Annotated in this window: 17 protein-coding genes and 6 tRNA genes; 9 read left to right on the top strand and 14 right to left on the bottom strand. The window is 54.0% G+C overall.

The annotated features are described in order from the left end of the window. Positions 1 to 21 precede the first annotated feature (21 nt). Positions 22 to 783, bottom strand: a complete 762-nt coding sequence (cysZ, locus tag P0H77_RS15355) for a sulfate transporter CysZ (protein WP_276157691.1) — start codon at positions 781 to 783, stop codon at positions 22 to 24. A gap of 230 nt (positions 784 to 1,013) precedes the next feature. Between cysZ and zipA the strand changes: the two genes are divergently transcribed. From zipA to P0H77_RS15340, 3 genes are all read left to right on the top strand, one after another. Beyond that, positions 1,014 to 2,021 carry a cell division protein ZipA gene (zipA, locus tag P0H77_RS15350; RefSeq protein WP_276157690.1) on the top strand — a complete coding sequence of 336 codons (1,008 nt, stop codon included), beginning with the start codon at positions 1,014 to 1,016 and terminating at the stop codon, positions 2,019 to 2,021. 68 nt (positions 2,022 to 2,089) lie between these two features. Beyond that, positions 2,090 to 4,108 carry an NAD-dependent DNA ligase LigA gene (gene ligA / locus P0H77_RS15345; protein WP_276157689.1) on the top strand — a complete coding sequence of 673 codons (2,019 nt, stop codon included), beginning with the start codon at positions 2,090 to 2,092 and terminating at the stop codon, positions 4,106 to 4,108. After that, a complete protein-coding gene (locus P0H77_RS15340) occupies positions 4,109 to 4,327 on the top strand; it encodes a DUF3820 family protein (protein ID WP_176920264.1) in 219 nt (72 codons plus the stop codon). Here P0H77_RS15340 and P0H77_RS15335 read toward each other — a convergent pair. Further along, a complete protein-coding gene (locus tag P0H77_RS15335) occupies positions 4,324 to 5,322 on the bottom strand; it encodes a bile acid:sodium symporter family protein (RefSeq protein ID WP_276157688.1) in 999 nt (332 codons plus the stop codon). The genes P0H77_RS15340 and P0H77_RS15335 overlap by 4 nt on opposite strands. A gap of 89 nt (positions 5,323 to 5,411) precedes the next feature. Between P0H77_RS15335 and P0H77_RS15330 the strand changes: the two genes are divergently transcribed. Further along, positions 5,412 to 6,338, top strand: a complete 927-nt coding sequence (locus P0H77_RS15330) for a LysR family transcriptional regulator (RefSeq protein WP_276157687.1) — start codon at positions 5,412 to 5,414, stop codon at positions 6,336 to 6,338. Here the strand turns inward: P0H77_RS15330 and P0H77_RS15325 are convergent. The 5 genes from P0H77_RS15325 to P0H77_RS15305 all read right to left on the bottom strand — a co-directional run bounded on the left by P0H77_RS15325 (position 6,329) and on the right by P0H77_RS15305 (position 7,247). Continuing rightward, positions 6,329 to 6,631, bottom strand: coding sequence for a FlxA-like family protein (locus P0H77_RS15325; RefSeq protein ID WP_276157686.1), 303 nt, complete (start codon positions 6,629 to 6,631; stop codon positions 6,329 to 6,331). The genes P0H77_RS15330 and P0H77_RS15325 overlap by 10 nt on opposite strands. Positions 6,632 to 6,849: 218 nt before the next feature. After that, a tRNA-Lys gene (locus tag P0H77_RS15320) sits at positions 6,850 to 6,925 on the bottom strand. A 4-nt stretch (positions 6,926 to 6,929) separates the two neighbouring features. Then, positions 6,930 to 7,005 (bottom strand) — tRNA-Val (locus P0H77_RS15315). Between the two features lie 46 nt (positions 7,006 to 7,051). Continuing rightward, a tRNA-Val gene (locus P0H77_RS15310) sits at positions 7,052 to 7,127 on the bottom strand. Between the two features lie 44 nt (positions 7,128 to 7,171). Further along, a tRNA-Val gene (locus P0H77_RS15305) sits at positions 7,172 to 7,247 on the bottom strand. Between the two features lie 256 nt (positions 7,248 to 7,503). Here P0H77_RS15305 and gltX point away from each other — a divergent pair. Beyond that, entirely contained in the window at positions 7,504 to 8,919 is a 1,416-nt protein-coding gene (gene gltX / locus P0H77_RS15300; RefSeq protein ID WP_276157685.1) for a glutamate--tRNA ligase, read from the top strand. Between the two features lie 49 nt (positions 8,920 to 8,968). Here gltX and P0H77_RS15295 read toward each other — a convergent pair whose 3' ends face one another. Together P0H77_RS15295 and P0H77_RS15290 are read right to left on the bottom strand one after the other, a co-directional pair. Further along, positions 8,969 to 9,361: a YfeC-like transcriptional regulator gene (locus P0H77_RS15295; RefSeq protein ID WP_276157684.1), complete on the bottom strand. Its 393-nt coding sequence runs from the start codon at positions 9,359 to 9,361 to the stop codon at positions 8,969 to 8,971. Next, positions 9,358 to 9,723, bottom strand: coding sequence for a YfeC-like transcriptional regulator (locus tag P0H77_RS15290; protein WP_276157683.1), 366 nt, complete (start codon positions 9,721 to 9,723; stop codon positions 9,358 to 9,360). Before P0H77_RS15290 ends, P0H77_RS15295 begins: the two co-directional genes overlap by 4 nt. A 220-nt stretch (positions 9,724 to 9,943) precedes the next feature. Between P0H77_RS15290 and P0H77_RS15285 the strand changes: the two genes are divergently transcribed. Continuing rightward, positions 9,944 to 10,019: transfer RNA gene (locus P0H77_RS15285), tRNA-Ala, on the top strand. A 39-nt stretch (positions 10,020 to 10,058) separates the two neighbouring features. After that, a tRNA-Ala gene (locus P0H77_RS15280) sits at positions 10,059 to 10,134 on the top strand. Between the two features lie 184 nt (positions 10,135 to 10,318). On the opposite strand, the gene nupC is transcribed toward P0H77_RS15280, so the two are convergent. After that, the gene (gene nupC / locus P0H77_RS15275) at positions 10,319 to 11,521 is read right to left on the bottom strand and encodes a nucleoside permease NupC (RefSeq protein ID WP_176920273.1); all 1,203 of its coding nucleotides are present in this window, start codon (positions 11,519 to 11,521) and stop codon (positions 10,319 to 10,321) included. A 349-nt stretch (positions 11,522 to 11,870) separates the two neighbouring features. Between nupC and P0H77_RS15270 the strand changes: the two genes are divergently transcribed. Next, the gene (locus P0H77_RS15270; RefSeq protein ID WP_276157682.1) at positions 11,871 to 13,112 is read left to right on the top strand and encodes an Nramp family divalent metal transporter; all 1,242 of its coding nucleotides are present in this window, start codon (positions 11,871 to 11,873) and stop codon (positions 13,110 to 13,112) included. A 349-nt stretch (positions 13,113 to 13,461) separates the two neighbouring features. On the opposite strand, the gene P0H77_RS15265 is transcribed toward P0H77_RS15270, so the two are convergent. The 3 genes from P0H77_RS15265 to P0H77_RS15255 form a co-directional block, all read right to left on the bottom strand. Beyond that, on the bottom strand, positions 13,462 to 13,797 hold the full coding sequence (locus tag P0H77_RS15265) for a DUF2502 domain-containing protein (RefSeq protein WP_276157681.1): 336 nt from the start codon (positions 13,795 to 13,797) through the stop codon (positions 13,462 to 13,464). Between the two features lie 124 nt (positions 13,798 to 13,921). Further along, positions 13,922 to 14,920, bottom strand: a complete 999-nt coding sequence (gene mgrA / locus P0H77_RS15260) for an L-glyceraldehyde 3-phosphate reductase (protein ID WP_276157680.1) — start codon at positions 14,918 to 14,920, stop codon at positions 13,922 to 13,924. A gap of 140 nt (positions 14,921 to 15,060) precedes the next feature. Further along, entirely contained in the window at positions 15,061 to 16,296 is a 1,236-nt protein-coding gene (locus P0H77_RS15255; protein ID WP_276157679.1) for an ion channel protein, read from the bottom strand. 205 nt (positions 16,297 to 16,501) lie between these two features. Here P0H77_RS15255 and glk point away from each other — a divergent pair, with 205 nt between their 5' ends. After that, positions 16,502 to 17,467 (top strand): glucokinase, encoded by a 966-nt coding sequence (glk, locus tag P0H77_RS15250; RefSeq protein ID WP_276157678.1) that lies wholly within the window; start codon positions 16,502 to 16,504, stop codon positions 17,465 to 17,467. A 42-nt stretch (positions 17,468 to 17,509) separates the two neighbouring features. Here glk and P0H77_RS15245 read toward each other — a convergent pair whose 3' ends face one another. Then, on the bottom strand, positions 17,510 to 18,241 hold the full coding sequence (locus P0H77_RS15245) for a LytTR family DNA-binding domain-containing protein (protein ID WP_276157677.1): 732 nt from the start codon (positions 18,239 to 18,241) through the stop codon (positions 17,510 to 17,512). Positions 18,242 to 18,252: the final 11 nt, after the last annotated feature.

Genomic DNA, 18,252 nt, shown 5'->3' with positions numbered 1-18,252 from the left:
GGAATTATCCAGCCGCTGTGCTTAACGCCATAACGCATGATCCTGACGGTACTGGTCTACCCACATTGATGTTGCCCCGCATATCGCCACGGGCATGATGATCAGATTGACGAACGGGATCATGGTAAAGAGGTTAACCACCATTCCAAACTGCATATTGGTCATTTTGCGCTTTTGCAGCGCCTCACGCATGGTGCGAAACGACACTTTATGGTTATCGAAAGGATAATCACAATACTGAATTGCCATCATCCAGGCGCTGAACAAGAACCAGAGCACGGGTGCCACGGTCTGCCCGATGCCGGGAATAAAATAGAGAATCAGTAAGATTGCCGCCCTGGGCAGATACCAGGCCAGTTTCTGCCACTCCCGTTTCATGACCCGCGGCAGATCTTTCATAATCCCGAGGATGCCGCTATCAGGCGGCGTTGCGCCAGTTAAGCGGGCTTCAAGCTGTTCTGCCAGCAGGCCGTTAAACGGCGCGGCAATCCAGTTAGCGATCGTTGAAAAAAGATACCCGAAGACCAGCAGGATAGAAATCACCGCCAGCGGCCACAGAATATAGCTGAGCCACTGCAGCCAGTCGGGTACGTAGCTCAGCAGGGCAGGGATCCAGCGATCGAGACGGGTAAATAACCACCAGAACGCCCCGCCCATCAGCAGAACGTTAATGAGCAGCGGCATAAAAACGAAACGCCGGATACCCGGAAGCGCGATCAGTTTCCATCCCTGTGAAAAATAAAAAATGCCGCTTCGAGAGGAGGCTGAAGTGGATGACGTCATGTTCGGGCAAAGCTCCTTTTACTGCTGCCAGATGAGTTACGCGCCTATATTATCCGGTTGAGTGACAATGACCAGATGAGAAATGTTCGAAAAAACAGCAAAAGGCACGATTTAGTTCATCTTTATGCGGTGAAATCCGCGAGCGCACTTGCACTCAACGTCATCGGCAAATACTCTTAAGGTGTAAATGTTTGCCGTGGTGGCAAGGTGTTAGAACAACAGAGAATATAATGATGCAGGATTTGCGTCTGATATTAATCATTGTTGGCGCGATCGCCATAATCGCTTTACTGGTTCACGGTTTCTGGACCAGCCGTAAAGAGCGCTCTTCTATGTTTCGCGATCGCCCACTTAAGCGCATGAAGTCGCAGCGTGATGATGACGAGTCTGATAACCGCGATTTCGACGATGATGTCGAAAGCGTGGGCGAAGTGCGCGTCCACCGGGTTAACGCCGCGCCTGGGGAACATGACGTGCCTCAACAGCCGCAGCACCGTTATCAGCCGCCTTATGAGTCGGCGCAGCCACGTCAGGCTCCGCCTGCGGTTCCGCAGGACGCGCCGGTACGTCAGCCGCCCGTCCAGCAACAGCCATCGGTGCAGCCGCAGCAGCCTGTTCAGCAGCCGCAGCCCGTTCAGCATGCGCAGCCGACACAGCCTCAGCAACCGATGCAGCAGTCCGTGCGTCAACCGCCACAGCCGTCGGCACCGCAACACGCGCCGCAGCCTCAGCCGGTACACGAACCTCAGCCTGCGCCTGAACCGCAGCATCAGCCGCAACCGGCTGAAGTGGCTCCTGCGCCTGAAAAGCCGAAGCGTGCTGAAACGGTCATTGTGATGAACGTCTCTGCACATCAGGGCGCGCAGATCAGCGGTGAGCTGTTGATCAACAGTATCCAGCAGGCGGGCTTTAAATTTGGCGAAATGAATATTTTCCATCGGCATCTGAGTACCGATGGCGGTGGCCCGGTGCTCTTCAGCCTGGCGAACATGGTTAAACCGGGGTTCTTCGAGTCTGAATCAATGACGGACTTTGTTACGCCTGGTATCACTATGTTTATGCAGGTCCCTTCCTACGGCGACGAATTGCAGAACTTCAAACTGATGCTGCAATCTGCACAATATATTGCCGATGAAGTGGGCGGCGTCGTACTTGACGATCAGCGTCGGATGATGACCCCGCAAAAACTGCGTGAGTATCAGGATCGTATTCGCGAAGTGAAAGACGCCAACGCATAGCGGCTGGCTGCTTCACTCTTTCTTCTGAACCCCCGCATGTCGGGGGTTTTTTATATTGATGGTGTGATATGGAATCTATTGAACAACAACTGACCGAGCTGCGAACCACGCTTCGCCATCATGAATACCTTTATCACGTGATGGATACGCCGGAAGTGCCGGATGCCGAATACGACAGGCTGATGCGCGAATTGCGGGCGCTTGAGGAACAGCATCCGGATTTGATCACCCCGGACTCACCCACTCAGCGCGTTGGTGCCGCGCCGCTGACCTCATTTAGTCAGGTCCGCCATGAAGTGCCCATGCTGTCGCTGGACAACGTTTTTGATGAAGAAAGCTTTCTGGCCTTTAACAAGCGCGTGCAGGACCGACTCAAGAACACTGACGCCCTGACATACTGTTGCGAGTTGAAACTCGATGGTCTGGCGGTCAGCATTCTGTATGAAAATGGCGTGCTTGTGCGGGCAGCGACGCGTGGTGACGGGACCACCGGTGAAGATATCACCGCTAACGTACGCACGATCCGCGCGATCCCGCTGAAGCTGCACGGCGAGGGTATTCCGGCGCGTCTGGAAGTGCGTGGGGAAGTCTTTCTGCCGCAGAGCGGGTTCGAAAAAATCAACGAAGAGGCGCGCAAAAAGGGCGGTAAAGTCTTCGCCAACCCGCGCAACGCGGCGGCAGGATCGCTGCGCCAGCTCGATCCGCGCATTACAGCAAAACGGCCGCTAACCTTCTTCTGCTACGGGATCGGCATTCTCGAAGGCGGCGAACTGCCCGCCAGCCATATGGGGCGTTTGCAGCAGTTTAAAGCCTGGGGACTGCCGGTAAGCGATCGCGTACGTTTGTGTGATTCCCCGGACGCGGTGCTGGCTTTCTATCATCAGGTGGGTGAAGATCGTCCCACGCTGGGGTTTGATATTGACGGCGTCGTGATCAAGGTGGATTCTCTGGCGCTTCAGGAACAGCTTGGCTACGTCTCCCGCGCGCCGCGCTGGGCGGTGGCGTTTAAATTCCCCGCTCAGGAGCAGATGACCACGGTGCGCGACGTCGAGTTTCAGGTGGGACGTACCGGAGCCATTACCCCGGTCGCCCGTCTGGAGCCGGTACAGGTGGCAGGCGTGCTGGTCAGCAACGCAACCTTACACAATGCCGATGAAATTGAGCGCCTGGGGCTGCGCATTGGTGACAGAGTGGTTATTCGCCGCGCCGGAGATGTGATCCCGCAGGTGGTTAACGTGGTCATCTCCGAGCGCCCTGATGAAACGCGTCCAATTGAATTCCCGTCCCACTGCCCGATATGCGGCTCTGACGTTGAGCGCGTTGAGGGCGAGGCGGTAACCCGCTGTACCGGTGGGCTGATCTGCGGTGCCCAGCGTAAAGAGGCACTCAAGCATTTCGTCTCACGTCGTGCTATGGACGTGGACGGCATGGGGGACAAAATTATCGATCAGCTGGTGGAAAAAGAGTATGTCCATACTCCGGCTGACCTGTTCCGTCTGACGGCAGGAAAACTGACCGGGCTGGATCGGATGGGGCCTAAATCCGCGCAGAACGTGGTTAACGCGCTGGATGCCGCCAAAGAAACCACCTTCGCCCGGTTCCTGTATGCGCTGGGCATTCGTGAAGTAGGTGAATCTACCGCAGCAGGGCTGGCAGGCTACTTTGGTAGCCTGGAAGCGTTAGCGGCGGCCTCGGTAGAGGAGCTGCAAAAAGTGCCGGATGTTGGCGTGGTTGTCGCAAAACATGTCTTCAACTTCTTTGAGGAAGACAGCAACCGGGATGTTATCCGCCAGCTGGTCGACGAGGTGGGTATCCACTGGCCCGCGCCGGTGGTGGTCAAAGCAGAAGAGATCGACAGCCCGTTTGCCGGAAAAACGGTGGTGCTGACCGGTAGCCTGACGCTGCTGTCGCGCGATGAGGCCAAAGATCGTCTGGCGGCGCTGGGGGCCAAAGTGTCCGGTAGCGTGTCGAAGAAAACCGATCTGGTGATTGCCGGAGAAGCGGCAGGCTCAAAACTGGTAAAAGCTCAGGAGCTGGGGATCGAGGTTATCGATGAAGCGGAAATGATCCGCCTGCTGGGGGATTAAGTGGAGAAAGAGCAGCTTATCGAGATTGCCAATACGGTGATGCCGTTCGGTAAATATCAGGGGCGCAGGCTGATCGACCTGCCGGAGGAGTATCTGCTGTGGTTCGCCCGCAAAGATGAGTTCCCTGCCGGGCGGCTGGGCGAACTGATGGCGATAACGCTGCTGATCAAAACTGAGGGGCTGACACAGCTGGTGCAGCCCCTGAAACGGCCGCTTTAAACTTTTGCGGCGTGGGTGGTTTCCTGCGCCTGCAATTTCTCGGTCTGGCGCTTGTAGCGACGCGCCAGCACCGCACATACCATCAGCTGAATTTGATGGAAAATCATCAGCGGTAAAACCATCATCCCAATCACCGACACCGGAAAAAGGATATTGGCCATCGGAATACCGTTCGCCAGGCTTTTCTTCGATCCGCAGAACACAATCGTGATTTCATCCGCTTTATTAAAGCCGCCTTTACGGGCAACAAAAACGTTCACCGCAATGACGATCGCCAGCAGTACCAGGCTCACGATAACGATAAAGAGGAGTGAGCCCGGCCCGACTTTATGCCAGATGCCGTTAACCACCGCCTCGCTGAAGGCCGAGTAAACGACCAGCAGGATCGAGGTCTGATCGGTTTTGCCAATCCATTTTTTATGCCGCGCCACCCAGTCACCAATCAGCGGGCGTGAAAGGTGGCCGAGGATAAACGGCAGCAGCAGTTGCAGCATAATTTTGCCGACCTGCTGTAAGCTTCCTTCTGCGCCGTGCATATTCATCACCAGCCCCACCAGCAGCGGTGAAAGGAAGATCCCCAGCAGGCTTGAGGCCGAAGCAGAGCAAACGGCCGCGGCAACGTTACCGCCCGCCAGCGACGTAAAGGCAATCGCCGACTGCACCGTTGCAGGCAGAATGCACAGGTAGAGGAAACCTGTGTAGATCTGCGGATCGACATTTACCGGTGCCCACCAGGCAAATAGTACCCCCAGAACCGGGAACAGGATGAACGTGCTGCACATGACCCACAAATGTAGCCGCCAGTGGCTGCCGCCCGCGATGATTGCTTCACGCGATAGCTTGGCACCGTGCATAAAAAACAGCAGCGCGATGGCCGCTGTGGTCAGCCACTCAAAGTACTGTACAAAATTACCGCGTGCAGGGAAGAAGGACGCCAGCAGCACCACACAGACCAGGGTAAGCGTAAAGGGATCGAGGATACGAAAAAGTTTCATAGAGGCTCCTGAAAATCGATATTCCTATTGTGCTTCTTCCGGTTTGAGAAATAAAATTGATTTATTGCATCTATTCATGAATAAAAAAGATGAATTACTCACTTCGTCAGCTTCGCGTTTTTGTCACCGTCGCTCAGGCCCGTAGTTTTAGCCGGGCAGGGGAGATTGTCGGATTAAGTCAGTCGGCTGTCAGCCACAGCGTTAAGGAGTTGGAACAACAAACCGGCGTGCGCCTGCTGGACCGCACCACGCGTGAAGTCGCGCTAACCGAAGCCGGGCAACAGCTGGCCTCGCGGCTTGAGCGAGTACTGGATGAACTCCACAGCACGCTGCGGGAAGCGGGGCGGGTAGGCACGCAGCTAACCGGCAAGGTCAGGATCGCCGCCAGCCAGACTATCTCCGCGCATCTTATTCCCCGGTGCATCGCTGAAAGTAACCGTTGCTATCCGGAAATTGATTTTGTGCTGCACGATCGTCCGCAGCAGTGGGTGCTGGAAAGCATTCGTCAGGGCGAAGTGGATTTCGGTATTGTTATCGACCCCGGCGCGGTCAACGATTTGCAGTGTGAAACGATCCTTTCCGAACCTTTTTTATTGCTGTGCCGTCAGGATCACCGCTTTGCCTGCCGCGAAAGCATCGATTGGCACGATCTCCAGTGTGAGCGGCTGGTTCTTCAGGACTACGCCTCCGGCAGCCGACCGCTGATTGATGCCGCGCTGGCTCACTTTTCTGTGAGCGCCCGGATCGTGCAGGAGATTGGCCATCCAGCCACGCTGTTTCCGATGGTGGAGGCGGGCATCGGCATCAGCGTGCTTCCCGCGCTGGCGCTGCCATTACCGCAGGACAGTCATTTGATGGTCAAGCGCCTGACGCCAGGCGTTGAGAGGCAACTGATGCTGGCTCGCAGGAAAAACCGCTCACTCTCCACCGCTGCGCAGGCACTGTGGGAAATCGTTCGTGCGCAGGCAGGCGAGCTGGCCGCAGGGCGGGCGCAGGATCCGCTCTATCAAATATAGATATCGATCTGATTGTCGGCGGAAGGGCGATTAATGCCTTCGACTTTTTCTGCCTGTTCCTGCTGCGACTTTTCCAGCTGCTTGCTTTGCAGCATCGCCAGCTGCGCCTGAAGCATTTCAATTTGCGACTGGATCAGCTCCTGCTGCTTTTGCTTCTCATCCGCGCCGAGGCTGGAATCCGCTAACTCTTTAAGCTGCTGGGTGAGTTTGGTTATCTGCCGGTAAATTCCGGCGATCTCAGAAGAGGCGCTGCCGCTGCTTTGCGCGGGTAAAGCGGAGGAAATGGTGGTCATGATTTTTACCCTTTTGTCTGTAAACAAGGGTTATCGGCAGAAAACGATGAAACACCATTGTTAATTGACATTCGCTGGTGGAGGAAAGGTGATTAGTGTCCGGCAGGAGAGGGTTGCCGGGCAAGGTAAAGATTGGAATTGGTATGTAAAGCGCCGATAAATTTCATGCGCAGCGCATGAAAACAACAAAAGCGCCAGAAGGCGCTTTTGTTTGAATTTGGTGGGTCGTGCAGGATTCGAACCTGCGACCAATTGATTAAAAGTCAACTGCTCTACCAACTGAGCTAACGACCCGAAGTGGTGGGTGATGACGGGATCGAACCGCCGACCCTCTCCTTGTAAGGGAGATGCTCTCCCAGCTGAGCTAATCACCCACTTCGGTACTTCAATTTACTGCAAGAAATCCAGCTGGCGAGAAAGTGGTGGGTGATGACGGGATCGAACCGCCGACCCCCTCCTTGTAAGGGAGGTGCTCTCCCAGCTGAGCTAATCACCCACTTCTCAATTTCTTGCTTTACACGGCGGAGACTACCGAAGTAGTGGTGGGTGATGACGGGATCGAACCGCCGACCCTCTCCTTGTAAGGGAGATGCTCTCCCAGCTGAGCTAATCACCCCCGCTGTGTGGAGTCGCATTATAGGGAGAGTTGAAAATGAGTCAACGCCTTTTCTTAAGTTTTTGTTCGTTCGTCGTAAAATTAAACAAAACCATGATTGAAGGCGCAATTCGGCATGATTTCTAAACAAAAACAGGAAAGCATGACGTTCCCATGGTAACAACATTGAGGAATCAGGCGGGAGTGATAGAATATCCGCCTCGCATTTTTCAGGATTTGCCGGTTGTCGGCATCTTTATAAACGTAAGGCCTTTTCATGAAAATCAAAACTCGCTTCGCGCCCAGCCCGACCGGCTATCTGCACGTCGGCGGTGCACGTACAGCTCTTTATTCCTGGCTTTTTGCCCGTAATCACGGCGGTGAGTTTGTGCTGCGTATTGAGGATACCGACCTTGAGCGCTCCACCCCGGAAGCTATTGAAGCCATTATGGACGGTATGAACTGGCTGAGCCTGGAGTGGGATGAAGGCCCGTATTATCAAACCAAACGCTTCGACCGTTATAACGCGGTGATTGACGAGATGCTGGAAGCGGGCACCGCCTATAAGTGCTACTGCTCTAAAGAGCGTCTCGACGCGCTGCGTGAAGAGCAAATGGCGAAAGGTGAGAAGCCGCGCTACGATGGCCGTTGCCGCCACGGTCATGAACATCATGCGGATGACGAACCGTGCGTGGTGCGTTTTGCTAACCCGCAGGACGGCTCGGTGATTTTTGACGATCAGATCCGTGGTCCGATTGAGTTCAGCAACCTTGAACTGGACGATCTGATTATCCGCCGCACCGATGGTTCGCCGACCTACAACTTCTGTGTGGTAGTTGATGACTGGGATATGGAGATCACCCACGTGATCCGTGGTGAAGACCATATCAACAACACGCCTCGCCAGATCAACATCCTGAAAGCGCTGAACGCGCCGGTGCCGGTCTACGCTCACGTTTCCATGATTAATGGCGACGATGGCAAAAAACTCTCCAAGCGTCACGGTGCCGTCAGCGTAATGCAGTATCGTGATGATGGCTACCTGCCGGAAGCGCTGCTGAACTATCTGGTGCGCCTGGGCTGGTCGAGCGGCGATCAGGAGATCTTCACCCGTGAAGAGATGATTAACCTGTTCTCCCTGAACGCGGTGAGCAAATCGGCGAGTGCGTTTAATACCGAAAAACTGCAGTGGCTGAACCATCACTATATCAACACGCTGGCACCGGAATATGTCGCTACCCATTTACAGTGGCATATTGAGCAGGAAAATATTGATACCCGTACCGGACCGCAGCTGAGTGAGCTGGTGCAACTGCTTGGCGAGCGCTGCAAGACACTGAAAGAGATGGCGCAGAGCTGCCGCTATTTCTACGAAGACTTTGCTGAGTTTGATGCGGATGCTGCGAAAAAACACCTGCGTCCGGTCGCGCGTCAGCCGCTGGAAGTGGTGTGCGACAAACTGTCCGCACTCTCTGACTGGACAGCGGAAAACGTGCATCACGCTATTCAGGCGACGGCGGACGAGCTGGACGTCGGGATGGGTAAAGTCGGTATGCCACTGCGCGTAGCGGTGACCGGGGCAGGGCAGTCTCCGGCGCTGGACGTGACGGTGCATGCTATTGGTAAGACTCGTAGCATTGAGCGCATCAATAAAGCGCTCGCCTTTATTGCTGAGCGCGAAAAACAGCAGTAACCACGTCAAACATGCCTGAGGTGAGGATACCCTGCCTCAGGCATCTCTTTTACCTGTCGTCGCCAATCCCCAGACGAGTCAGAAAAACGCGAATACCTTCCCGCGCCAAGAAGACATTGAGCTGTTGCTGCTCCGTCGGCGTTAATTTCTGCAGGATCTGGTAAATCTGATAAAGCGGCGTGTTTACGTCGACCACGCCATAGTCCTGACCAACGTCGTGAGCCAGAAGCGGCATCGTGTGATGGCGCAGCGCCGGAACATTGGTCAAATATTCGCATACCTGCTGGTTAATATGAATTAGCCTTGCACGCCCACCTTTTACGCCTGGAATTTTCTCGGTACGCCACTTTTGCTCGCGGACCCAGCGGTTGATGGTTTGTTTCGTCATGCCGAGGCATTCCGCTAACTCATCGGTTGTCATCTTACTTTGTAATGTGATCATGATGGCTGGCTACGAATTCCAAGACGTTCCAGCAAACCGGTGATGCCTTCACGTAGTAAAAGTGAGGTAAGTTGTTTTTGTTCGGTATCGGTCATTTCATTGGCTAGCGTGAGGAGCAGCATGTCAAACGAGGTGTCATTGACCGCTGTATGGTAGCTTGCCGTATTGTCTGAAACCCGGCGGGCGCTGCGGATAAATTCGCGGACCTGTTCATTAACGTGAACCAGCCGTGCTTTACCACCCTGCACACCAGGTTTTGGTGAGGTTTCCCATCCCTCTTTGCGTACCCATTTATTAATAGTCTGCCGGCTGTAACCGGTGAGACGCGCGATTTCATCCGGCGTCATTCGTTCCTTGATCATACTATTCCCTGACCATGTGTATGGAATTAGTAGTTCATGTTATAGCATTATTTTACAGGAAAGCGTGATAAGAATAACGGCATGCTGCGAGGCGGCTCGCAACCTGATTTGGGGTTGCCTGCTTTTTCAGCAAACGAAAGGCTGAAATCCATTTTGCCGTTGACACTGGGGAAGGGAATTCATATTATGCCGCCCGTCTACTCGACAAGCTTTACGCAACGGGGCTATAGCTCAGCTGGGAGAGCGCTTGCATGGCATGCAAGAGGTCAGCGGTTCGATCCCGCTTAGCTCCACCAAATCCTGCTCCCATCAGGTTTGGTGCGTAAAGATGATGTGGGGCTATAGCTCAGCTGGGAGAGCGCTTGCATGGCATGCAAGAGGTCAGCGGTTCGATCCCGCTTAGCTCCACCACCATTCAGACCCTCGCCTTTGGCGGGGGTTTTTTTATTCCGTCAGAAAAAACAGTTAACGCCTTTCGGCATCATTTCTTTATCGCGCTGATTGTCATAATGACAAGGCATACGCTTTGTATAGCGTGGGATAAACGACAGGCGTAAAAAAGCCGGGAACGCGTCCCGGCTTATTCAGAAGGGGATTACAGTACCAGCGCGGCGATAGATGCGGACAGCACGCTCACCAGCGTTGAACCGTAGACCAGCTTCAGGCCGAAGCGGGACACCACGTTGCCCTGTTCTTCGTTCAGACCTTTGATAGCACCTGCGATAATACCGATAGACGAGAAGTTAGCGAAGGATACCAGGAAGACGGAGATAATGCCCTGCGAACGCGGCGACAACGTAGCGGCCACTTTCTGCAGATCCAGCATTGCCACGAATTCGTTCGAGACCAGTTTAGTCGCCATGATGCTACCGACCTGCAACGCTTCGTGTGCCGGAACACCCATCACCCAGGCAACCGGGTAGAAGATATAGCCGAGGATTTCCTGGAAGGAAACGCTATGGCCGAACCAGCCGGTGACGGTGGCGAACAGGGCATTCAGCGCAGCAATGAGGGCGATAAAGCCAATCAGCATCGCCGCAACGATAATGGCCACTTTAAACCCTGCCAGAATGTATTCACCCAGCATTTCGAAGAAGCTCTGGCCTTCGTGCAGGTTGGACATCTGGATATTTTCTTCATGCGCGTCAACACGGTAAGGGTTGATCAGCGACAGAACAATAAAGGTACTGAACATGTTGAGCACCAGCGCGGCGACGACATACTTAGGTTCAAGCATGGTCATATACGCACCGACGATAGACATGGATACCGTAGACATTGCCGTTGCCGCCATGGTGTACATGCGGTTACGCGACATCTTGCCGAGGATATCTTTATAGGCGATAAAGTTCTCGGACTGTCCCAGAATCAATGAGCTGACGGCGTTAAAGGATTCCAGCTTGCCCATGCCGTTGACTTTGGAAAGCAGGAAACCAATCGCACGAATCACCACCGGCAGCACACGGATATGCTGCAAAATACCGATCAGCGCGGAGATAAAGACGATAGGGCACAGCACTTTCAGGAAGAAGAATGCCAGACCTTCATCATTCATTTTGCCGAAGACAAAGTTAGTCCCTTCGTTCGCAAAGCCAAGAAGCTTTTCGAACATTTCGGAGAAGCCTTTCACAAAACCCAGGCCAATATCCGAGTTAAGGAAGAACCAGGCCAGTAAAACTTCAATCACCAGAAGTTGAACGACATAGCGAATGCGAATTTTTTTACGGTCGCTGCTGACCAGCAGAGCGAGCAGCGCAACAACGACTAACGCCAGGATAAAGTGCAGAACGGCGGACATATTTGCTCCGAATATGAGGCAGGTTTAGTTTTCGTGCACATTCTATGTAACAACACCAAAGAAAACGAGATCAAACCCGCAATATAGTAAGTTCCTGTGAGCAATCTCAAAAAAGGTGATCTACCAGACATTTTAATTATGTCACCGGAAAGGGTGAAATGTTGCGCTGATGTACTACTCTGTTAACATTAGCACCGATAACTAAAACAAATACCATTCCACCAGACATCCAGCCCGGCTATTGTTTCCGCCTATCAGAGAAATCAATTTCAACTTTATAAATGATCTTGATAATCATTCTCATTTTGATAGCATGAAACATAGCAAAGGCTATATTTAGAGGCAAAGAATGAGCAACAGTCGCGTTGAGAGTACTACTGGTAGGGCCGCGCGCAGGCTAAGACTGGCGCTAATGGGGCCAGCATTCATTGCCGCTATTGGCTATATCGATCCGGGCAACTTTGCTACCAACATTCAGGCAGGGGCGAGTTTCGGCTATCAGCTGCTGTGGGTGGTGGTGTGGGCGAACCTGATGGCGATGCTGATCCAGGTGCTTTCTGCCAAACTGGGTATCGCTACCGGCAAAAACCTGGCGGAACAAATCCGCGATCACTATCCGCGTCCGCTGGTCTGGTTTTACTGGGTGCAGGCGGAAATCATCGCCATGGCGACCGATCTGGCGGAATTTATTGGCGCCGCGATTGGTTTCAAAATGCTGTTAGGCGTTTCGCTGTTACAGGGTGCGGTGCTGACCGGGATCGCGACTTTTTTGATCCTGATGCTCCAGCGCCGCGGGCAAAAACCGCTGGAAGTGGTGATCGGTGGACTGCTGCTGTTTGTTGCGGCAGCCTATATTGTTGAACTGATATTTTCGCGCCCGGAAATGGCGGCCCTGACGCGCGGCATGATTATTCCTTCGCTGCCGGGAACAGATGCGGTATTCCTGGCGGCAGGTGTATTGGGGGCGACTATCATGCCTCACGTTATTTATCTGCACTCTTCTCTGACCCAGAACCAACACGCCGGTACGCGTAAAGAGCGCTACTCCGCGACCCGCTGGGACGTGGCGTTTGCGATGACCATTGCCGGATTCGTTAACCTGGCGATGATGGCAACCGCGGCGGCAGCGTTTCACTTCAACGGCCACACCGGAATTGCGGATCTGGAAGAGGCCTATCTGACGCTGGAGCCGCTGCTCAGCCATGCGGCGGCAACCGTATTCGGGCTGAGTCTGGTGGCTGCCGGGCTGTCGTCAACGGTGGTGGGAACCCTGGCCGGGCAGGTGGTGATGCAGGGCTTTATTCGGTTCCACATTCCGCTGTGGGTGCGCCGCACGGTGACGATGCTGCCGTCGTTTATCGTCATTCTGATGGGGTTAGATCCAACCCGTATTCTGGTGATGAGTCAGGTGCTGCTCAGCTTTGGTATTGCGCTGGCGCTGGTGCCGCTGCTGGTGTTCACCAGTAACCGTCAATTGATGGGGGAACTGGTCAACAGCACGCTGGTTAAGCGGACCGGCTGGACCATTGTGGTACTGGTGGTGGTGCTTAACGGCTGGCTGCTGGTGGGAACATTACTGGATTTAGCCTGATAAAACGCCGTGAAGTTGATGACCAACCTGATTTGCTATTCTGTACACCGTTTTGCCGGGTGGCGGCTACGCCTTACCCGGCCTACAAAATCATCACTATCAATGAGTTAGTTGCCATTTGCCGGGTGGTGGCTACGCCTTACCCGGCCTACAAAAACTTCACTATCAATGAGTTAGTTGCCATTTGCTGGGTGGCGCCTACGCCTTACCCAGCCTACAAATCTTCACTATCAATAAGTTAGTTGCCATTCGTAGGCCTGAGCAAGCGCAGCGCCGCCAGGCATCATTCCACGGTAAAACATTTGTCAGCAGTCTGACGCCGCGACCTGATTCAGGTCACGGCGTTTTCTTAATGATGATGTCCGTGATGGCCGCGTCCTGGAGGGCCACGACGGTCATTGCGGTCGTGCCAGCCTTCGCGATAGCCGCGTTCATAAGCGCGGCGGTTGTCCCATCCCCGGTGACGTGGAGGTTCATGACGCCACCAGCGATTTTGCCGCCATTCGTAATTCCGGTGCCAGTAATCACGATCGCGCCAGTGATCGCCGTCCCAATAGTGACCTGAACGATCGCGATCGCCAATCTGTAACTTAATTGATGGCAACAGGGTAATTTCTTCCGCGCTGGCAATAAGCGGGGCGGTTGAGGCGGCCAGTACCACAGCCAGAATCAGCGACCTGAACATAATTTTCTCCTTCACGACCGGATCGATATCGGTCTGTTAAACAAATATTACGGGGCGGTAAAGCCCTGAAGCATCGGTTTAACTCTTAAATTACATTCAGGCGCATTTTTTGTTAAAAAACGTGTCAGTCCGCGCGGTTCAGAATCGCGTCAATGGCGGCACATTCCTGCTCGCTGAACTGACGGTTTTTTAGCATCCCTGCGGCATCATCAAGCTGCGCAGTTTTGCTGGCACCAATCAGCACTGACGTCACGCGGTCACCGCGCAGTGCCCAGGCAAGCGCCATCTGCGATAGCTTCTGCCCACGTTTTTCTGCCAGCGCGTTAAGCTGGCGGATCTTTTCAACTTTGCCTTCGGTAATCTGCTCGGGATTTAAGAAACGGCTGCCGCTGGCGGCACGAGAGTCCGCAGGAATACCGTTAAGATAGCGATCCGTTAACAGGCCGCCCGCCAGCGGTGAAAACGCGATGCTGCCCACGCCTTTTTCCTGTAGCACGTCCAGCAATCCATCTTCCACCCAGCGCTCAAACATCGAATATTTAGGCTGGTGAATAAGGCACGGCGTGCCGAGATCGTTCAGGATATCTATCGCCTGACGCGCCAGTTCCGCCGGGTAATTGGAAATGCCCACATAAAGCGCTTTTCCCTGACGCACAAGATGATCCAGCGCGCGCATGGTTTCACTTAGCGGCGTATCCGGATCCGGGCGATGGTGATAGAAGATGTCCACATATTCCAGCCCCATCCGCTTCAGGCTTTGATCGAGACTTGAGATCAGGTATTTGCGCGAGCCCCAGTCGCCGTAAGGGCCGTCCCACATGGTGTAGCCCGCTTTAGAGGAGATAATCAGCTCATCGCGATAGGGCAGGAAATCTTCACGCAGGATGCGGCCAAAATTGCTTTCAGCCGATCCCGGGGGCGGGCCGTAGTTGTTGGCTAAATCAAAATGCGTAATGCCCAGATCGAATGCGTGCTGTAAAAGCTGACGGCTTTTTTCTACCAGCGTTGCATCGCCGAAGTTGTGCCATAACCCCAGCGATACCGCCGGAAGTTTAAGCCCGCTTTGCCCACAGCGGCGATATTCCATGGTCTCATAACGTGCGGGATTTGCCTGGTAAACCATGCTTTTTTATCCTTATCAAAGACAAATGTATGCGTTTACACAGTACACGCTTTCAGCACTCATTACCTGACGGCGTTCACAAAAAAGCGTGTTTCTCAGACTATTTTTCCTTTGGATTCAGGCGTAACCCGATAATCTTGTTACTCTTTCTTACGATATGCCATGAGCATCGGCTTACCCGCCAGTAAAAGCCATGCCGGAAGCATCACGATGCACAGTAGCGGCAGTAGCGTCGTGTCCGGAACAACCACCGCCGCCATAAACAGGCTTAGCCAGCCGTCGCGCGTCACTACCAGCACCAGCCCGAGAATGGCACAGGAAACGGTAATGGCGGCGGGCACCGCCTCAACGTGCGCGTGCAGACCCAGTCCCAGCGCTACCGCGACAAAGACCGCCGGGAAGATCCGTCCACCGCGAAATCCGCAGGCGGCGGCAACGATCAGCGCCGCCAGTTTCACCACCGCGATCAGTAAAAAGTCAGAGGCGCTCAGCGTCTGGCTGAAGCCCAGCTGCTGCATTTCATCCAGCCCTTTAAACAGCGTAATGTGACCACCAATGATCCCCAGCAGGCCGAGGACAAATCCACCGATGCCCAGGATCAGCACCGGATTTTTTAGCCGATGCATCAGCATATGCAGACGGGGCAGGCACCAGACTCCGACCATCCCCACGGCGATAGCGATGGCAACCACTACCGTGCCGCTGACGATATCGACTAGCCTGAGCTGGGTGTAATGTGGGATCGCCAGCGAAAACTGTGGATGAAAAAAGAGCCCGGTCGTCAGCGCACCCGCAGCAGCAGCCAGTAGCGGGGCAAACAGTCGGTCCCACATCGGGACATCGCTGTTGCCGCCTAAGGTTTGGGAGAAAATCAGCGCCGCCGCGACGGGGGTGCCAAACAGAGCACCAATCGTGCCGGCAGAGGCCAGGATCGTCCAGTCCAGAGCGTTAACCCGTGGGAAAAACCGCGCGCCCAGCGTCACGGCCAGCGCGATATTCACCGCCATCACCGGATGTTCCGGCCCGAGGCTAACGCCGCCTGCCAGCCCGAGAATCAACGCTATCACCAGCCCCGGAAGCGCCGCGGGATTGACCGGTGCACCAATCAGCGGTTCGATTGCCGGATCGGGCCCGCCGTGGCCTGCGCTATACTGGATCACTAAACCTACCGCTACCCCGGTCAGGGTCAGTATCAGCACCATCCATACTGTGGAGTCCAGCGCGATCCCCAGCCGTGCAGGTACGCTCGTCCACAGGGCAAACTGCAGCACGGCAGCAATTTTCATCACCACTATCAGAATCAGACTGGATGCAATTCCGATGCACAGGGCGGGGACAGACAATATCAACATGGTTCTGGCTCGCGGATGGAGCATGATGATTTCCTTTTAACTGAACTCGGGCATCACTGTGCCCATACTTTTACGGAGCGTTAGTGCAAATGGTGCTGAAACGGTAAAGTTATTATGTGACATAGATCTATAATCCGGGGGCACTTATGATATGGACATTGTTGTTAGCTCGCCATGAACTTACAGTGTGCCAAAAGATTTATTCTGACTTTAGCGGAGCAGTAAAAGAATGACAAAGTATGCTTTAGTGGGGGACGTGGGGGGGACGAACGCGCGCCTGGCGTTGTGCGATGTCACCAGCGGTGAGATTTCCCAGGCCAAAACCTATTCAGGACTGGATTATCCCAGCCTGGAAGCGGTAGTGCGCGTTTATCTGCAGGAACATAACGTTGAGGTCACAGACGGCTGTATCGCTATTGCCTGCCCGATTACCGATGACTGGGTGGCGATGACCAACCATACCTGGGCGTTCTCGATTGCCGAAATGAAGAAAAATCTCGGCTTTGCGCACCTGGAAATCATCAACGATTTCACCGCCGTATCCATGGCCATTCCGATGCTGAAAGACGAGCATCTGATCCAGTTTGGTGGCGCGCAGCCCGTTTCGGGCAAACCGATTGCCGTTTATGGTGCCGGGACTGGCCTGGGGGTAGCGCATCTGGTTCATGTTGATAAGCGCTGGGTTAGTCTGCCGGGCGAGGGCGGTCACGTTGACTTTGCGCCAAACAGTGAAGAAGAAGCGATCATTCTTGAAGAACTGCGTGCCGAACTGGGACACGTTTCCGCCGAGCGCGTGCTTTCCGGACCGGGGCTGGTGAATCTGTACCGGGCGATTGTGAAATCCGACGGACGGCTGCCGGAAAACCTGCAACCAAAAGATATTACCACCCGCGCGCTGGAAGATAGCTGCACCGACTGCCGTCGTGCGTTGTCCCTGTTCTGCGTCATTATGGGCCGTTTTGGCGGTAATCTGGCGCTTACGCTCGGCACCTTCGGCGGGGTGTATATTGCCGGTGGCATCGTGCCGCGTTTCCTCGAGTTTTTCAAAGCGTCAGGTTTTCGTGGCGGCTTTGAAGATAAAGGTCGTTTCAAAGCCTACGTTCAGGATATCCCGGTGTATCTGATTGTTCACGATAACCCTGGCCTGCTCGGCTCCGGCGCGCATTTGCGTCAGACCCTGGGACAAACGCTGTAACCTGAGCTAACAATGTGCCGGGTCTTCCCGCCCGGCGACTGTCTACAGATGCATTAACTGGCGAAACTCTTTCACTTTGCTGCGGCTGACCGGTACCTCAAATTCCAGATCGCGCAGGCGCAGGATATAGGTGTTATTAAACCACGGCTCAATCTCGCGAATTTTATTCAGATTCACGCAGTACGAGCGATGACAGCGGAAAAAATGCGACGCGGGTAATTTGCTGCAAAATTCGGTGATATTCATGGGCATTACCCAGGATTCGCGTTTGGTATAGACGAAGGTCATTTTCTCATGGGCTTCAGCGTAATAAATATCGTTGATGCTGGTGACGTAAATACGCTCGTCTTTAATCAAATTGATGGTGTCATTTTCACGGATGACGGCAGGAACGACGCCGGTGCCCGTTTGCTGTTGCCACGCGGTTTCCAGCTTTTGCAGCATGGTAATAATCCGCGACTCCTGGTAAGGCTTGAGAATATAGTCAAACGCTTCCAGTTCAAATGCTTCTACCGCGTGCTCTTTCCAGGCGGTAATAAATACAATAAACGGTTTCTGCGCGAACTGGCTGATATTTTGCGCCAGCAGTACGCCGTCCAGCGAAGGAATGTTGATATCAAGAAACAGCGCATCGACTTTGTTGTGCTGGAGAAATTTCAGGACGTCGAGACCATCATCAAACGTACCGACAATCTCCATCTGGCTGTGTTCTTTAATAAGCCAGCTTAGCTCCTGCTGTGCCAGAACTTCGTCTTCGACAATAATGACTTTCATCGTTTTCTCCG

The organism is Superficieibacter sp. HKU1 (assembly GCF_029319185.1).
Lineage (GTDB): Bacteria > Pseudomonadota > Gammaproteobacteria > Enterobacterales > Enterobacteriaceae > Superficieibacter.
The sequence above is the reverse complement of the archived record's forward strand: the minus strand, read 5'-3'. Positions and strand labels throughout refer to the sequence as shown.

Coding starts and splice junctions, on each gene's coding strand:
- cysZ (WP_276157691.1), bottom strand. CDS start 783: ATGACGTCATCCACTTCAGCCTCCTCTCGAAGCGGCATTTTTTATTTT.
- zipA (WP_276157690.1), top strand. CDS start 1,014: ATGATGCAGGATTTGCGTCTGATATTAATCATTGTTGGCGCGATCGCC.
- ligA (WP_276157689.1), top strand. CDS start 2,090: ATGGAATCTATTGAACAACAACTGACCGAGCTGCGAACCACGCTTCGC.
- P0H77_RS15335 (WP_276157688.1), bottom strand. CDS start 5,322: ATGAAACTTTTTCGTATCCTCGATCCCTTTACGCTTACCCTGGTCTGT.
- P0H77_RS15330 (WP_276157687.1), top strand. CDS start 5,412: ATGAATTACTCACTTCGTCAGCTTCGCGTTTTTGTCACCGTCGCTCAG.
- P0H77_RS15325 (WP_276157686.1), bottom strand. CDS start 6,631: ATGACCACCATTTCCTCCGCTTTACCCGCGCAAAGCAGCGGCAGCGCC.
- gltX (WP_276157685.1), top strand. CDS start 7,504: ATGAAAATCAAAACTCGCTTCGCGCCCAGCCCGACCGGCTATCTGCAC.
- P0H77_RS15295 (WP_276157684.1), bottom strand. CDS start 9,361: ATGATCACATTACAAAGTAAGATGACAACCGATGAGTTAGCGGAATGC.
- P0H77_RS15290 (WP_276157683.1), bottom strand. CDS start 9,723: ATGATCAAGGAACGAATGACGCCGGATGAAATCGCGCGTCTCACCGGT.
- nupC (WP_176920273.1), bottom strand. CDS start 11,521: ATGTCCGCCGTTCTGCACTTTATCCTGGCGTTAGTCGTTGTTGCGCTG.
- P0H77_RS15270 (WP_276157682.1), top strand. CDS start 11,871: ATGAGCAACAGTCGCGTTGAGAGTACTACTGGTAGGGCCGCGCGCAGG.
- P0H77_RS15265 (WP_276157681.1), bottom strand. CDS start 13,797: ATGTTCAGGTCGCTGATTCTGGCTGTGGTACTGGCCGCCTCAACCGCC.
- mgrA (WP_276157680.1), bottom strand. CDS start 14,920: ATGGTTTACCAGGCAAATCCCGCACGTTATGAGACCATGGAATATCGC.
- P0H77_RS15255 (WP_276157679.1), bottom strand. CDS start 16,296: ATGCTCCATCCGCGAGCCAGAACCATGTTGATATTGTCTGTCCCCGCC.
- glk (WP_276157678.1), top strand. CDS start 16,502: ATGACAAAGTATGCTTTAGTGGGGGACGTGGGGGGGACGAACGCGCGC.
- P0H77_RS15245 (WP_276157677.1), bottom strand. CDS start 18,241: ATGAAAGTCATTATTGTCGAAGACGAAGTTCTGGCACAGCAGGAGCTA.